Origin of the sequence: Palleronia aestuarii (assembly GCF_003253995.1) — a bacterium.
Taxonomy (GTDB): domain Bacteria; phylum Pseudomonadota; class Alphaproteobacteria; order Rhodobacterales; family Rhodobacteraceae; genus Palleronia; species Palleronia aestuarii.
The window spans coordinates 151,862-167,575 of the sequence record NZ_QKZL01000002.1; the positions used below are offsets into that span (position 1 = coordinate 151,862).

The 15,714-nt window shown below is 63.6% G+C and carries 15 protein-coding genes; 4 read left to right on the forward strand and 11 right to left on the reverse strand.

All coding sequences use genetic code 11. From position 1 onward, the window contains the following. The first annotated feature begins 5 nt into the window (after positions 1 to 5). Positions 6 to 932, forward strand: a complete 927-nt coding sequence (locus LX81_RS02880) for a YihY/virulence factor BrkB family protein (protein ID WP_111535787.1) — start codon at positions 6 to 8, stop codon at positions 930 to 932. A 25-nt stretch (positions 933 to 957) separates the two neighbouring features. On the opposite strand, the gene LX81_RS02885 is transcribed toward LX81_RS02880, so the two are convergent. The 3 genes from LX81_RS02885 to LX81_RS22085 form a co-directional block, all read right to left on the reverse strand. Then, positions 958 to 1,329 (reverse strand): hypothetical protein, encoded by a 372-nt coding sequence (locus tag LX81_RS02885; RefSeq protein ID WP_111535788.1) that lies wholly within the window; start codon positions 1,327 to 1,329, stop codon positions 958 to 960. A 6-nt stretch (positions 1,330 to 1,335) separates the two neighbouring features. Next, on the reverse strand, positions 1,336 to 1,638 hold the full coding sequence (locus LX81_RS02890; protein ID WP_111535789.1) for an ElaB/YgaM/YqjD family protein: 303 nt from the start codon (positions 1,636 to 1,638) through the stop codon (positions 1,336 to 1,338). 87 nt (positions 1,639 to 1,725) lie between these two features. Continuing rightward, positions 1,726 to 1,890, reverse strand: a complete 165-nt coding sequence (locus LX81_RS22085; protein WP_170133832.1) for a hypothetical protein — start codon at positions 1,888 to 1,890, stop codon at positions 1,726 to 1,728. Positions 1,891 to 1,989: 99 nt separating this feature from the next. Here LX81_RS22085 and LX81_RS02895 point away from each other — a divergent pair, with 99 nt between their 5' ends. Then, positions 1,990 to 2,577: a hypothetical protein gene (locus LX81_RS02895; protein ID WP_111535790.1), complete on the forward strand. Its 588-nt coding sequence runs from the start codon at positions 1,990 to 1,992 to the stop codon at positions 2,575 to 2,577. Between the two features lie 25 nt (positions 2,578 to 2,602). Here the strand turns inward: LX81_RS02895 and LX81_RS02900 are convergent, their stop codons facing one another. From LX81_RS02900 to LX81_RS23240, 4 genes are read right to left on the reverse strand one after another with little or no spacing between them, the layout of a single operon-like run. Next, positions 2,603 to 4,153, reverse strand: a complete 1,551-nt coding sequence (locus tag LX81_RS02900; RefSeq protein ID WP_111535791.1) for a phospholipase D-like domain-containing protein — start codon at positions 4,151 to 4,153, stop codon at positions 2,603 to 2,605. Continuing rightward, a complete protein-coding gene (locus LX81_RS02905; RefSeq protein ID WP_146259381.1) occupies positions 4,153 to 5,877 on the reverse strand; it encodes a sensor histidine kinase in 1,725 nt (574 codons plus the stop codon). Before LX81_RS02905 ends, LX81_RS02900 begins: the two co-directional genes overlap by 1 nt. 5 nt (positions 5,878 to 5,882) lie before the next feature. After that, a complete protein-coding gene (locus tag LX81_RS02910) occupies positions 5,883 to 6,443 on the reverse strand; it encodes an RNA polymerase sigma factor (protein WP_111535793.1) in 561 nt (186 codons plus the stop codon). Further along, positions 6,436 to 6,666 carry a NepR family anti-sigma factor gene (locus LX81_RS23240; protein ID WP_308418327.1) on the reverse strand — a complete coding sequence of 77 codons (231 nt, stop codon included), beginning with the start codon at positions 6,664 to 6,666 and terminating at the stop codon, positions 6,436 to 6,438. The genes LX81_RS02910 and LX81_RS23240 overlap by 8 nt, the downstream gene beginning before the upstream one ends. Before the next feature lie 22 nt (positions 6,667 to 6,688). Between LX81_RS23240 and LX81_RS02920 the strand changes: the two genes are divergently transcribed. Continuing rightward, complete coding sequence (locus LX81_RS02920; RefSeq protein WP_111535795.1) at positions 6,689 to 7,516, forward strand: response regulator; 828 nt, start codon at positions 6,689 to 6,691, stop codon at positions 7,514 to 7,516. A gap of 21 nt (positions 7,517 to 7,537) precedes the next feature. On the opposite strand, the gene LX81_RS23280 is transcribed toward LX81_RS02920, so the two are convergent. The 4 genes from LX81_RS23280 to LX81_RS02940 all read right to left on the reverse strand — a co-directional run bounded on the left by LX81_RS23280 (position 7,538) and on the right by LX81_RS02940 (position 15,375). Then, positions 7,538 to 7,711: a DUF1328 family protein gene (locus tag LX81_RS23280; protein WP_111535796.1), complete on the reverse strand. Its 174-nt coding sequence runs from the start codon at positions 7,709 to 7,711 to the stop codon at positions 7,538 to 7,540. Between the two features lie 113 nt (positions 7,712 to 7,824). Next, entirely contained in the window at positions 7,825 to 12,630 is a 4,806-nt protein-coding gene (locus tag LX81_RS02930; protein WP_111535797.1) for a translocation/assembly module TamB domain-containing protein, read from the reverse strand. Next, positions 12,630 to 14,420 (reverse strand): autotransporter assembly complex protein TamA, encoded by a 1,791-nt coding sequence (locus LX81_RS02935; protein ID WP_111535798.1) that lies wholly within the window; start codon positions 14,418 to 14,420, stop codon positions 12,630 to 12,632. Before LX81_RS02935 ends, LX81_RS02930 begins: the two co-directional genes overlap by 1 nt. Before the next feature lie 100 nt (positions 14,421 to 14,520). After that, positions 14,521 to 15,375: a formate/nitrite transporter family protein gene (locus tag LX81_RS02940; protein ID WP_111535799.1), complete on the reverse strand. Its 855-nt coding sequence runs from the start codon at positions 15,373 to 15,375 to the stop codon at positions 14,521 to 14,523. A gap of 73 nt (positions 15,376 to 15,448) precedes the next feature. Here LX81_RS02940 and LX81_RS02945 point away from each other — a divergent pair, with 73 nt between their 5' ends. Beyond that, complete coding sequence (locus tag LX81_RS02945; RefSeq protein ID WP_111536016.1) at positions 15,449 to 15,712, forward strand: DUF7218 family protein; 264 nt, start codon at positions 15,449 to 15,451, stop codon at positions 15,710 to 15,712. Positions 15,713 to 15,714: the final 2 nt, after the last annotated feature.

Genomic DNA, 15,714 nt, shown 5'->3' on the forward strand with positions numbered 1-15,714 from the left:
GTGGGATGGGTGGGTATGTGAGACAGCAATGGAATTGGCGTCTGTGGTGGTCGGCCGCAAAGGGTGTGTTCAACGAGTCGAACACCAACAACCTCGCCCTGATCTCTGCCGGGGTCGCTTTCTACGGGATGCTCGCAATCTTCCCCACCGTCGCTGCCGTAATCGCGATCTGGGGCTTCTTCGCGAACCCCATCGAGGTTCAGGACGAGATCGAGCTTCTGCGCGGCTTCATGCCCGGTGATGCTTATGCCATCGTGGACCAGCAGGTATCCACTCTCGTGTCGGCGAATTCGAGCACGCTCGGCTGGGCGACCGCGCTGTCCCTCGCCGCGGCACTCTGGTCGTCACGCGCCGGCGTGGCTTCCCTCATAACCGGATTGAATGCCATCTATCGGGAGAAGAACCGCATCGGCGTTCGCCAGATCGCGGCGGCCTTCGGCGTAACGTTCCTCCTAATCGGCGTGGCGCTCGTAGCGCTTTGCTGCGTCGTGATCCTGCCGATCGTGCTCAATTTCCTACCACTCGGCCCGCTGACGACGCTGCTCGTGGCGAGCGTGCGATGGGTGGTGGCACTCGGCGTCCTCATCGTGGCGCTGGGGGTCGTCTACCGATTCGGACCCAACCGGCGGCGGGCGCGGACCGGATGGCTGACGCCGGGAGCACTCGTTGCCGTGATCATCTGGGGCGCGATCTCCTGGGCGTTCTCGTTCTACATCTCGAATTTCGGCAACTACAACGAGATCTACGGCACGCTCGGGGCCGTTATGGCGCTTCTGATGTGGCTCTATCTGAGCGCTTTTTCCGTCCTTCTCGGCGCGTCGCTCAACGCCGAACTGGAATTGCGCACGAAAGAGGACACGACCGTGGGTTCGGAGCGTCCGATGGGACAGCGGCGGGCGACCGTCGCCGACAGCTACGTTTCCGACAGTTGACCGACCGAATTGTCGTAGCGCGGCGTCAGCGACGTCGCCTCACGCCCCGGCCAGCATTCAACCCCCAGAGAAACGCGCTGATCAGTCCGGCAGATGTCAGCCCGGTCGGCGGAGGCGCCATGCGGGGGTCGGCCATGCGTTGCGCTGCCTCACGCGGAACGACGCGGGGCGGAATTCGCGAGAAGGCGAGGATACAGAACCCGAGCCCGCAGAAGATCACGGCAAGAACCAGTGCAGCGGCGAGAGGTCCATAGGCCCGGTCGAGCAGAATCCAGATCGCGGCCACCATGAACCCGGCTCCGATCAGGAGGCATACCCCGCCAATCGACCCGAACACGGCGCGCCGCGCGACAAGACGCGCCGTGAGGCGCGCCTGGAGCAGAGGTCCCGCGAGCATTATCTATCAGCGCCGGTTCAGCAATCCGACGAGCAGACCGATCCCGGCCGCGATTCCGAGCGCGGTCGCCGGATTGGCACGCACATATTGCTCGATCTCGTCCACCTTGCCTTCGGCCCGGTCCCGCACATAAGCCGCCTGGTCTTCCGCCTGGCTGCGAAGCTGCCGACCCTTGGCACGACCGAGATCCCCGATCGTCTCCGTAAGGCGGCTGATATCGGTCTTGAGAAGCTCGACCTGACGCGAGAGATCCTCTGTGGTCGGATCGGTCTTCATGACGGTTGCGTCGGGCTTGGCGGATTGGGCCATGGATGCCTCCTGAGCGTTCTGGTTACCCCACCAATACCCACGAAGCCCGCGAGGTTCCAGTACGCAAACGATCCCCCTCGCGACCGATCAAGGAGCTTTCTTGGAAGCAATACCGTCGGCTGCGAGGCTCGACTTCGGCGCGTTCGGATCCTGCCTGCGATTTTCCGTATGTTGCTTGCTTCGAAGGGCAAGCACCAGAACGACCAGAAGGGTGATGAGTGCGAGAAGCGGTATAAGCCAGGCGAAGTCCATGATGCATCTCCTAACGTCAAGCTAACTTGAACGTCACTCTAGCCGGTCGGTTCCGGGAACCCACATCAGCAATGCGGGTTTTCCTGCAGAGGTGCAATAATGTCCAATTCCCTGAAGGCTCTTCTCGGCGCCACAGCGCATACCGAAGAGGGCGATTTTCCGATCATCGAGCTTTTCTACCGTCCAGAAGACCGCAGGCTGCGGTATGCCGCGATCGATATTGGCGGTTGGCTCGACCACCGCGAAGTGCTGGTCTCTCTCGATCGGTTCGGTGCTCTAGACGGTGAAAGCTGGCCCGTCCATCTGGATCGCGAAGGTCTTGAGGCGGCGCCGCGATGGCTCGATGCACCGAGCGAGCCGTCGATCCTGCCGCCGATCGTCGTGGGCCCCTTCGGCAGCACTTTCTCACCGCTACTGATGGAGGCACAACTTTTGGAATCCGCCGAGGAAAGTCAGCCGCAGGAGACGAGCGCGCTCGACGGTCGGTCGCGGATCCTCGACATGGACCGCGCCAGCCCCTGGATTGGAACGGACGCCTTCGACGATACCGGGCGCCTCGGGGAGATTGCGGACGTGATGCTGTCAGACGAGCTCGTTTTCATCTCCGTGCTGCTCGACGACGAACGGGAATTGTCGCTCGACCGATTGCGGCGGCGGGCGGACCAGGGTCACCTCCTCTTCGACTGAGGCGCTCGCCGCACTCCCAGGGCGTTCAGACCATCTCATCCGGGATAATGGGCAGTGCCCGGCCGAAATCCTCCGCCGCGTCGAGGTCGTAAGGGAGCAAAAATCCCTCTCGATCCTCCGGCGATCGGGCAGCGTCCTGCCGAGCGCGCGTCCGCACCTGTTCGACGAGGGACGCGTTCATGTCGACCGGCGTTTCGGGCAGCCAGTGCGCGATGGCACGGCTGAGAACATGCTCCGCAAACCCCTCGTCGCGTGTCATGAGACCAGCTTCCGTGTCCCAGCGCAGCGACCTCCCGTTCAGGTTGGCCGACGAGACAAGTACGGCCCGGCGATCGAAGACGCAGAGCTTCGCATGGACGTAGATCAGCGGTGCGCCGTAATGCCTGTCGCGGTGGCCCTCCCGGCCCGGACCGGCCGACCGCCGCTGTGCGGGCGCGGCGAAATAGACGCGGTCCCCGAACGCGTCCTGCACCTTCCGTACGCAGTGGGCCTGCAGATACTCCCCGTATCGCGCGTCGAGCTTCTTTCGTCCTTCGAAAGCGACGACTTCCGGCGCGGCGGGCAGGATCATCAGAAGCTCGAGTTCCGGCGCACGAATAGCCGCCTCGACGAGCGCGTCCGCGACGGATTTGTCGCGGAAAAACTGGGTCTCGAGGTAAACGAAGGAGGAGGCCGCCCCGATCTGAGAATGTAGTTCCTCCCTGATCTCGGACCGGACCGGAACGGGAGAAAGGCGCAGAATCGGATTGTTCCTACAAGCCGACACCGTTGTCAGGAACGCAGGGTCCGGCTTGGGCGGGTCGCACCGTCCTTCGGTGACCTCGATGAGAGTATTGAGATGATCCTCCGCCGCTGCCGCCTCCGGGCCTGACCGGATGAGCTGGATATCATGCCATGTTTCCCGCCCCGGCCTTTCATGATCCAGAGTGTCGTACCGGCGCGGATTGAGATCGAGGCCACCGACATAGAGCGTCTCGCCATCGATCACCGCCAGCTTCTGATGATGCGTGACGGGGAAAAGATCGGGCGCGGCACGGCGGCCGATCCGCAACTTTTCGTCCTCCCCCTCCTCGAGCCAGCGACGCAGGCCGGGCTGATCGCGAAACGCGGCCCTCCTGCGCTCGGGCGACATCGCGTTCAACCCCTCGAGAACCTCCTTGAGCTCGGAATGAACCTTCGGCCAGAGAGCGATCTTCGCAAGCTTGCCCGCGCGGGTCGGGTGCATCCCGGCGATCACCCGCAATCTCGCATCGGGCCCCGCGATTTCCGCCGCGGCATAGAGCTTTCGCATGTTCGACCACGTTTGCCGATGCATGTCCGGCATGATGATCGGATCGAAATCGGTCAGGAGCAGGTCCACCGCCACACCCCGTCGCAGGACGTGAACGAGGAGGTCGAACCAGTCCGCACCGATCTTGCGACCCATCTCGGATCGGAGCTTTGTCGATGGATCGAAGATACGGAATCCAGCGACGATCCGGCGTCGCGCCGCGAGCGCCGCCTCCTCGAAAGCCGGAAAGGCCTCTTCCGCGGTCAAGAGCAGGCGAACGCTCGCGGCGCCGGGCGGACCGTCCATCAGGCAGCCTCGCCGAAATCGCTCGGCTGGAATTCCACTTCAACGACGAAGCTGTCATCTTGCGGACCGATACGGGCAACGGCATCGAGTTGAAGCACGAACGCCCCCATCAACTGGGTCCCGAGACCGGAGGACTCGCCCCTCTCGATCTCCTGCATCGGTGTCTGCGTGGAATTCACGACGCGCAGGACCACGTTGCCGCTTTCCTCGTAACGCAGCGACAGCTTGATCCAGGGAGGACCGTCGGGCGGCGTTCCGACGTACTTGATGGCATTGGTGATCGTCTCCGTCACGAGAAGCGAAAGCGGCACGGCCTGGTCGGGATAGAGGATGACGGGTTCGACGTCGACCTCGAGCTTTACGCCGCGATCCTCGAGATCGGAGGTCCGGATCACGTGTTCGATGAGATCGGCGATCAGGCGCTCGGAATCGACGCGTGACAGCACACTCGCCTGATAGAGATTGCGGTGGATTGTTGCGAGACCCATGACGCGTTCCTGCATCCGCTTGAGGATGGCCCGGGTTTCTGGCGCAGGCGACTTGCGCACCTGCATGTTGATCATCGAGGAAATGAGCTGAAGGTTGTTTTTCACCCTGTGGTGCACTTCCTTCAGCAACACGTCTTTCTCGTGAATGCTGTTCTCCAGATCCGCCTCGTCGCGGACGATCCGTTCGGTCAGCAGATGGAACGCGTCCGAAACTTCGCGAAGTTCACTGGGGATATCGCCGTCACCATCCGGTGCCAGTATCCGACGGTTCATCGTAAAGGCCCGGATCCGTTGGCGCAGAAGCCGGATATGGCGCACGACGAGCCTGTGAACCGCGAAGTAAGCGACGCCGATGCTGACGAGCCACATGAGAAGCGGGAAGAGGAGCGCCGATGCCGCGGTAAGACCACCTGTTCGGACGGCACTGGGACGCCAGATCGACATGGCGAAGATTTCGCCAGGTATCAGCGGTGCGATGGTATAGAAACGCCGCTCTCCGTCGTTCGCCCGAACTTCGAACGACGCCTGCGACGACGTCGTGAGTTCGGCGAGCGAAAGCGCGTTCGGCATAGATCCCGCGATATCGATATCCGGATCGGACGTCCATTCGGAGAGCAGATCGCCCTGATCGTTGTAGGTCAACGTGACGAGCGGAAGGGGCGAATTTTCCGTGGCGCGCTGAACTTCCAACGGCTCCTGCGGGATCGAGAACACGACATATCCCTGCCGCACGCCGTCGATGTAGACCGGTTGTGTGACGGCGACGACGTTCCGTTTCGAGATCGTTCCGGGCACGGCCACAATGAGACCCGTATCGAGCCCTGATTGCTCGATGTGGAGCTGTGCTTCGGAAAAATCCTCCCCCACGGCAGCCGAACCGCAGAGCAGGATGCCTTCCTGATCGACATATCCCCCGAACGAGACCGCATCGTTGGAATTGACGAACTGTTCCACGTGCCGCGAACATCCCGGCAGGTCGTCGAGCAGGAGAGGAACGAGCGCGGCGGTGACGCGCGCCGCGCCGCGGATCCGCAGGATATCCTCGCGTTCCGAATTGGCCGCCGAAATCGTCATACCAGCCAACGCCGCTTCGGCGTTGCTGTCCGCTTCGTCGATCACACGATAGGTCTGGACCATCGCGATGATGCCGATCGGAAGAAGCGCAAGACCTAGAAGCGCGACCAACCTTACGTCAAGTCGGTCGAGGCCATCTATTCCGCGTCCTCCCGGCAGCACGGGGCTCACCCTTGCCGAGATGTCGAGGCCGTCATCACGGAATCGTTCGTGGTATCGGAGATGACCGGGTCCTCGTTCGGGTCGAGGCCCATCAGTTCCGCCAGTTTCCTGCGGCCCCGGTTCGCCCGACTCTTGATCGTGCCGACCGCGACCCCGCACATGTCGGCCGCTTCTTCATAAGCGAAACCCGACGCACCGACGAGCATCAACGCCTCGCGCTGTTCGTCTGGCAATTTTTCGAACGCCTTGCGAAAATCGTTCATCGCGAGCCGCCCGTCATGAGCGGGCTTCTCTGATAATCCGGCCGCCATGACGCCATCTACGTCGGCAACCTCGCGCTTTGCCTTGCGACGGATCGAGTAGAACGCATTGCGCTGGATCGTGAAGAGCCAGGCCCGGAGGTTGGTGCCGGGCTGGAACTTGTCCATGTTCTTCCACGCCTTCTCGATCGTGTCCTGAACGAGATCGTCCGCGGCTGCGGAATTGCGCGTAAGCGACATCGCGAACGCTCTGAGCGCTCCAAGATGTTCGACGAGTTCCTCTCTGGGATCTCTATGCTCATTCATCCGGTTTGTCCTGGGCTTTCAGCCGGTCTAGGAGTTCCCTGAAACGGTCCGGGACCTCGTCCGGCTGATCGTCCTTATAAACGCGCCTGAGATTTTCGTCGATCTGTCGCATGACGTTCGAGCTTTTCTTTTCCTGCGACATGAGGATTGAAGCCACCTGATTGACTGTTAAATATTCCACTGAACGGGAACAAACGCCACGATGCGGTGAATGTTCCGCCATAATATCCGAGGACCGCGACCTGATGACGTCAAATACCGCATCTGCCGAACTGTCCGACACGATCGGGGGGGAACTTCCTTACCTGCGCCGGTACGCCCGCGCGCTGACGGGTTCGCAACGCACCGGCGACAATTACGCCGCTGCCACCCTCGAGGCGATTCTGCAGGAGCCCTCGATATTCGAGCGGGACATCGCGCCCCGAACGGCGCTCTTCCGCGCCTTCCACAAGATTTGGTCGACCGCTGGGGCACCCACGGCCGATACCGTCGATCCGGTCACCCGCATGGAATCGCGTGCGCTGGACCATATGTCGGGCCTGACGAACAACACGCGTGAAGCCCTGCTGCTCTCGACCATCGAAGGGTTCGACTTCGACGAGGTCGGACAGATCATGGGGAGCGACGCCGAGGAAGCGCGCAGCCTTGTCGACATCGCGATCTCCGAAATGGAAAAGTCCATGACGGGGAAGGTGATGATCATCGAGGATGAAGCGATCATCGCAATGGATATCCACTCGATCGTCTCGGAACTCGGTCACAAGATCACCGGGATCGCCAGAACGCGAACCGCCGCCGTGGAACTCGGCGCGAAGGACCGGCCCGACCTGATTCTTGCCGACATCCAGCTGGCGGACAATTCGTCCGGCGTCGATGCCGTGAACGATCTGCTTCAGCAATTCGGGGAGATTCCGGTAATTTTCATTACCGCTTTCCCGGAAAGACTGCTGACCGGGGAGCGTCCGGAACCTGCATTCCTGATCGCCAAGCCGTATTCCGAGGAGCAGGTACGCTCGGCTGTCAGCCAAGCGATGTTCTTCTCCAGCACAGAGTCGCTCAAAAGCGAAGCCTGAAGGTCTAAGCGGATCAGCCGATCAAAGGTCTCGGTTGGTCTGCACCAATTTTATGGCGGCAATAATAACGAAGGCGAGCAGGGAGATGAAGAACATGCCCTGCGCCAAGCCAGCTGTCGTGTACGCCAGACCGCCAAAGCCCAAGAGACCCGATCCGAGCGCGACGTATAGCAATATCATTGCGCAATAGTTCATGGCACGACTTGGCCTTCCACCGTTCCGTTATCCGACGATTGGGTAGCTAACGGTAGAGAGCGGGGTGAGTTCCGCGAGAATGACCACTGTATCTGGTCGACCCCATATGTGGCTCAATAATCACGCTCGAAGAAGACGCCGAGACTCGTCTCGCCGTCGTTCGACGCGCCGCCGCGCACGGTGACCGAGTCGGTGACGTCGAGGTTCAGGTTGATCTCCGCCTCTCCGTCCGAGCCGACCGTCACGTCGGTATAGACATTCTCCGAGATATATTTCCCGGCCCGGACACCGACATTCCCCTCTTCGTCGGTGGTGACGTCGAGATCGTCCAGACCGATATTCTGACGGATATTCGAGATGATGCCGTCACCACCCCGGCCGGCCAGCGTAGCGACCGCGGAGGCGAGCTGAGCGGCTTGGATCGGTGAAATCTCGTCGATCGAGCGTCCGAAGAGCAGCCGGGCCAGAACCTCGTCCTGGGGCAGTTCCGGTTCGGACCGGAAATCGATTTCGGGCGAGAGGGCAGGCCCTTCGACGATGATGAGGATCACGACGTCGCCCTGTTCCGTCCGCGCGACGAGCCGGATCACCGGTGTGAAATCGCCCTGCAGCGCGAACTCTCCCTCGGTGAGAACGATACGTTGCCCGAGCAGGTCCAGCCGACCGCGAATGAGATCGAACTGGCCCGAGGGAATGACATTTGCCGTCGTCCCTTGCAGCGTCAATTGCCCCCCGAGCTCCGCATCGAGACCGCGACCGCGAATGAAGATGCGATTTGGCGCGAGGATCGTGATATCCAGCGGGAAAGCTACACTGGCTCCACCGCCTGCTCCTCCCTCCTGGGGATCATCGAGAAGCCCGGCGCGACGAAGCGTTTGCCGGACTGCCTGCGATTCGCCCACATGCACGAGGCCGTCCGGTATCGGGCCGGTCGCACCGAGGCCCGTGGACGGTATGCGCACATCCGTCTCGTCGAGGGTGATGGTTCCCGCGATGCGGGCACCACCGGTCAGCGCGCCGGCGACCGACAGCGTGCCATCGAGTTCGGTGCGGTAGAGGCGCGGATCCTCGAAGATCACGTTGTCGAGCACGATCGCGAGATTGGCATCGTATCCTGACTGCAGTGAGATCGGTCCGGAAACCTGGATCTGGCCGCCCTCCTGCTTCTGGGCGGTTACGGAAAGCTGTACGTTGCTGTTCTGGATCCGGGCCGTTGCGTCGATGTTATCCAGAACAGCGGGAAGGGAGGGATCGACGAGGCGACCGTCGGCGACGGTGACGGTGCCCGAGAGCGAGGAAAGTGCAAGCGGCCCGTCGAGCCCGAGATCGAACTGCGCCTGACCGCTCAACGCACGCGGATCGAGGAACGGATTGGCGAGGCGCAACGGCGCCGATCCGGTGACATCGATATTCGCCGTCTCGAAACTTTCCGCCACCTGCCCCGAGATCGTGGCCGTTATGCCGGCGGGCCCCGTGACGTCCGTATCTATGGTGAAATTCTGTTCGGCCTGCCCGGCGCGTCCCGTGGCGGTAACCGGACCGTTCAACCCGTCGACGAAAATACCGAGGTCGGAGAGGCGGGCGTCGAAGGTCAGGTCGCTCTGGCCGCCAAGGAGGCGGCCGTTCGCCGTCGCGTCGAGACCGGCGGAATCGAGCGAGAACCGCTCGACCTCGATCGGGGCTTCGGGTCCCTCCCGCGAGGCTGCGGCGTCGAAGGTCGTGGTGCCGCCGAGAAGTTGATCGACCTCGGCGATACCCGTCCGCAACCCATCCGCGCTGCCCTGTGCCTCGACATCGAAGTTGCTGCCATCGGTGACAGCGTTCCCCGACGCGGAAAGATCGAGCGAGCCCGCGAGAGACTGTCCCGAGACTCGCGCGAACCGGGACAGATCCGCCGCTTGCAACGACATCTGTCCATCGACGGCCGGCGCATCTGCCGTTTCGAGCCCGGTCACGCTTGCCGACGCGTCGAGGACGATTCCCGCCCCGTCGCCATCGAGCGTGACCTGCCACGCTTCTTCCATCCGCTCCGCCAACAGATCGAGAGCGGCTGCGCCGGAGAGTTCCGGGACGACGTCGCCGAGATCGGGAAGTGCGATCCGGGCCCGGATCGCGCCATCCGGCGTGCCGTATTCCCCTTCGCCATCGATGTTGATCTGCGGGTTCGACAACGTGATGTCGGGAACGGTGATGACATCACCCGATTTCTGCGCCTGAGCGGCAAGCTCGGTAACGCCAGAAAGGAGACGGTTAAGATCCGGCTGTCCGACCGCGAGGTCGCGCAGCGTACCGTCGATCCGACCTTCCGCCTGGGAGAAGTCGAACCGGGCGCTCCCGTCCGCGGTCAGATCGATCACGCCGCCGAGTTCGCGCCGGGCAAGCTCGGAGAAGGCTGCGAGATCGGGTACATTGATCGACACCGTTCCGTCGGCCAGCGGCGATCCCGCGCCATCGAGTTCGGTCACCGTTCCATCTGCGGAGACGCTGGCATCGGCACCCGTCGCGTCGAACGCGACCGTCCAGCCCTCGGCGTTCTCAGATGCGTCGAGGGAAACCTCTGCTTCTCCCGACATGGAGGGCACGACTTCGGACAACTCGGCGATAACGATGTCCGCATCGACGAGACTGTCCTGCGGCGCGATCCTGGCATTGCCCGACGCCGTGATCTGCGGGTTCTCGATCGAGAGATCCGGGACGGTGATCCGCTCCCCGTCCTTCTCCATCGAGGCTGAAAGCGTGGTCGTTCCGGCGAGGAGCCGATCGGACTCCGGCTGGTCGAGCGCGATATCCTGCATCGTGCCGTCGATCTGCGCCGTGACGTTCGACGCATCGAGCCGCGCCCGGCCGTCCGTCGTGATATCGAGCGATCCGCCGAGTTCGCGGCCCGCGAAGACTGAGAAATTGGACAGATTCCCTGCCGCGACGCTCAGGTCGAAATCGGCCAGGGGCGATTCCGCGTCAAGTTCGGAGATCACGGCATTGCCGTCCACGTTCGCCTCCGCCCCGTCCGCCGTGAGGTTGATCGTCCAGGCATCGCCAGGATTCTCTGCGGTGAAGGCGAGCGTCGCGGGCCCGGAAAGGTCGGGAGAGATCCGGCCCAGATCATCGACCCGGACATTCGCGCGGGCGGTGCCTGTCTCCGAAGTCAGATCGGCGGTGCCGTCGAGATCGACCGCCTCGTTCTGTAGGGTCATCGTGTCGACGCGCAGACCGTTCGCATCGCGCGTCGCGTCGAGGGTGAGGTCGGTCTGCCCGGTCAGGAGCGGATCGAGCGTCTCCACACCCACACGGAGGTCCTGCGCCTGCCCGTCGAGGGTGACGTCGAAGCCGCCGTCGAGAAGCGTGGCGTTTAGGTCGAGATCGGCAGAGAGGCCCCCGGCGAGCGGTCGGCCGGCGAGCGCCGCGAAAACGGCGAGGTCGCTGGCATCGAGCCGCGCGTCGAAGGCCACGGGGAGGTTCTCCCCGTCCGGATCGACCTGTCCGTTGCCCGAAAGGTCGAACCCGGCCCCGTCCACCGTGAGCTCGGACAGGACGATCGGAGACCCGGCATCGTAGCCGATCTGCGCCCGTCCGGTGATCGAATCCCCGAGCGCCTCGGTCAGGCCCTCCGTTTCGAGATCGAGTCCGTCGGCGGCAAAATCGAGATCCGCGGTCACCTCGAGCGTATCGCCGCTCCCGGCGATGATGCCGCTGCCATCGAGCGCGATCCGTTCGATCGCGACGCCCGGCTGTTCGAAGTTCTCGAGCACGATGTCGCCGGTCCAACTTTCGCCCGCGCTCGCGTCGAACTGCACGTCGAGGCCGACGCGTCCGACGCGGATGTCGCTGCCCGCGGGCAAGAGAACGGGACCGCGGTCCGAGGCCACCTGCCCGGTCACATCGATGAGATCCGGCACGCCATCGGCGCCGATACGCACCTGCCCCTGCAATTCAAGCGATTGCGAATCGAGGTTCAGGGCCTGAAGATCAATGGCACCGTCAGCCGATCGCGACCCTTCGGCCGTAAGCTGGACATCGGTTCCGAGGAACGACCGGTATTGGGGCGTGAAGAGTTCGCTCAGGTCCCCGCCGAGATCGACGGAGAACCGGCTGGCCCCCTGATCGTCCTCCATCAGGGTCACGGTCCCGTCAAGCCGGGGCTCGCCCGCCGTGGCGAGCGCGATGGTCGCGGTGAAGTCCGACAGCGGCCCCGAGCCTTCGATGCTCGCGGAAAGCGGCGGTTCGCCCGGCAGACCCGCCAGGCTCGCGACGATCCCGCCCGCGCCCTCGTCGACGTTCAGGTTGACGGAGAGATCCGAGGTCTCGTTGTCGTAGCTGCCCGCGATGTCGAAGACGCCCTGCTCCCCGTCCACCCGCTCGGCATGGAGGTCGACCTGGCCCGCCCCGCCCGCAAGCTCCGCGGAACCTTCGAGAGAGAGCGCGACCGCCTGACCGATGACCGGCTCGCCCAACTCGACGCGATCGATCGCGAGCCGGTCGATGTTGATCGAAACGGGGAGATCGGGAAGGCTGAAGGGCTGCGCCTCCGGCGAGGGGACGTTCGTGCTGTTGTCACCCTGCGGCAGACGCGGCAGCGAGATGGAGGCGGCGGAGAGCTCCTCCACCTCCAGCCGTCCGCGCAGGAGCGCCGAGCGGTTCCAGTCCAGAACGGCATCGCGGACGGTGAGCCACGGCCCCTCGTCGTCGGATATGATGATGGCCGATACGGTCGCACGCGACGACAAAGCCCCTTCGAATCCCCGGACGTCGACATCGAAGCCCGGTCCCGAGAGACGATTCTCGATCTGGCGCTCGAGAAAGCCGCCACCGTCGTCCTCCTCCACCGGATCGGACGTGTTCTGCGCCGCCACGGGAAAGGCCGCGACGACGAGGGCGAGGAACGCGGTCCTCAAGCTGCGCTTGCGTGCGATACCACCCATCAGAATGCCTGCCCGATACCGACGTAGACTTCGACGCCACTGCTTTCATCGCCCGAGACCGGTGTCGCCACGTCGAGGCGGATAGGACCGATCGGCGTAACATAGCGCACGCCGAGGCCCGCGCCCGACTGATCGTCGGATGAGCCATCGGGAAAGCTGTCCCGGCCGACGATCCCGTAATCGTAGAAGGCCACGAGACCGATGGAATCGGTGATTCCGGCCCGCACCTCTCCGGAGACCCCCACGAAGGAGCCACCGCCCGAATCGATCCCGTTCAGCGTCACGCCGAGCGACTGGTATTGCTGTCCGCGCACGGTTCCGCCACCGCCCGAGTAGAACCGGTACTCGTTGGGAACCGCGTCCAGATCCGCCCCGATGATGGATCCGCCCTGCAGCCGGCCGGCGAGAGTGATGCGATCCGTTTCCCCGAAACTGAAATAGGTCCGCGCATCCCAGGTCGCCCGGGCTCCGTCGCCGGTCTCCTCGTTCAGGCCGAGAAACGGCGTGAAGCCAAGGGCGACATAGACACCGGTTTTCGCGTCGAGCGCCACGTCGCGGCTGTCGTAGGTCGCGTCGATGGGCAGGGTGAGCATGCTGTAATCGGTCGTGCCGTTCTCGTCCTCCACCCGGCTGAACCGGTAGGCGAGACCGTATTCCAACTCGACGTATTCGCTGACGTAGCGCGTGATTCCCGCCCCGATCGTGCCGGTGTTGGAGATGTAGTCGGGCTCGTTGAGGCGGGCGATCTGCGCCTCGGTATAGAAATCGTTGTTTGCGGAGAAGGTCGCGGGACGGTCGAACCTTATCCCGGCAGAGTAGTCGGTGCCGCCGGTCCGTCCGCCGATGCCCGAGACCGCACCTTCGATCCGCAGCCGTTCCGCACCGCCGAGCAGGTTGCGGTGCAGCCAGAAGCTCGAGAGACCGACGCCATCGACACTCGAGACCTCCGCGCCGAAACCGAACCGCCGAGGCGGCTGCGCGGAGAACTGACCGATGATGTCGAGCGTGTTGCCGGGCCCCAGCCGCTTCGCTTCCGTCAGGGCGACGGAAGAGAAGACCTGCGTCCGGCGAAGCCGGTCGACGGAGAGCTGAAGCTCCTCCGGATCGAATACCTCGCCCGTAGGCAGCCCCGCGATCGCGCGCAGCCGCTCGGGCCGCACGGCGTCGCTGCCGCGCAGGATCAGGTCGCCGAACCGGACGAGCGGTCCGGGCGCGACACCAATATCGACGGAGAGGCGATCGACGTCATGCTGCGCGACGACGCTCTGTCCGGCAATCTCCGCCTTCGCGTGCCCCGCTTCCCGCCAGCCCGTGACCGCCTGTCCTGCCGCATCCTCGATGAGCGGGGTCAGGGCAGGTGCGCCCACGGCGAATTCCTCGGGCAGTTCGGTGTCGGGCGCGAGCGGCGCGACGCGCGTTTGCGAGAAGGTGTAGACCGGTCCCGGCGCGACGCGGACCGAGATCGTGTTGATCGCCCCAAGCTGCGCGAGCGGGGAAATGTCGGCGGCCTCCCGGCCGTCGACGAGGATATTGATGACGCCGCCGAAATGCCCCTCGCTGTAGAGCGCACCGACGAGCCGCCCGTAATCCGCCCGCGCGGCAGAGAGAAGCTCCTGCGGATCGGTGACGTCATCCGCCTCCGCGGCGACGACGAGCGAGGAATTGCGAAGCTCGTCCTCGAGATCGCCGCCCCCGAGTACCTCGAACTGCAAGTTGTCGAGAGCGGATGCGGAGCCGAACGACAGACAGCCGATCACCAGCGCAGAGACACCCCAAAACCCGTCTTTCACATCGCTCCCCCGCACCGGATAGATGAAAGATTAATGGAGCGTTTCACTGGTGCAAAGCGGCCCCGCATCACATTTCCGGTTAGGGAGATTCCCGCAACACTCAAGCTCCCTTGATCTCCGCCTTCACCTGCGCCCAGACGATGAGCGTGAAGACGATCGTCCCGCCGACGACGTTTCCGAGCAGTACCGGAATGAAGAAGCGGAAGATCGCGGGGATCAGGCCGAGCTCCCCTTGCACCATGAGGAACGCCATCTCGACGGATCCTGCGATGATGTGCAGGAAGTCGCCCGCCGCGATGAGCCAGGTGAAGGTCAGGATCAGGAAGAACGGGCTGCGCGGCTGCGTGGGTAGCATCCAGACGATCCCGGCGACGAGCACGCCCGCGGGGATCGCTTTCGCGAAGCCCGTAAGCGCGGGAAATTCGGTCGAATGCCGCGAAAGATCGCCCACGGCCTTGACGACGTCGTCCTCGAACCCGCTCGAATAGGCGATGAAGAGCGCCGCGATGAAGGCGCCGACGACATTCGCGGCGAGCACGAGCCCCCAGAGCCGCGCGGTTTGCACCACGTGCTCGCGACAGGGATTGGCGAGGATCGGCAGGACCGTGGTGATCGTGTTCTCCGTGAAAAGCTGTTGGCGTCCGAGGATCACGATCATGAAACCGAGCGAATAGCCGAGATTCTCGAGCAGGAACGCGGCGGAACTGTCGACCGGCAAATACGTCCGGAAGATCGCCTCCCCGAGAATCGAGAACGACATCAGGATGCCGGCCGCGAGCCCGGAGAAGACGAGCGACGACATCGGTCGCGTCATCTCCTCCGTCCCGTCGCGCCGGATCACCTCGTAGATCAGCGGCGCCGTCAGGCGCGAGGCGCGATCGACGGACTTCTCCTCCTTGGCGCCCGAAGCCCCGTTCCCCCTGCCTTCGTACTTCTGACCGTCGTCGTCGCTCATTCATCTCTCGCTGATCATGGCGGAACCCCCCATGGGCTGCGCCGTTTCGCAAAGACTTAGCACGGAGGTTCCGGTGACCAAGAATCATGGCCCCTCGATCAAGGACGACGAGACCTATCAGGCGCTGCGCGAAGACGGCGCGTCGAAGGAAAAGGCCGCGCGGATCGCGAACGCCCAGGCCAACGACGAGATGGCCCCGTCCGAGAAGGGGGGCGAGAGCGATCGCTACGAGGATCGGACCGTCGAGGAACTCTACGAGCAGGCCCGCAAGATCGGGATCGACGGGCGGTCGAACATGACCAAGGACGAACTGATCGCGGCCCTTCGCGACCATTGATC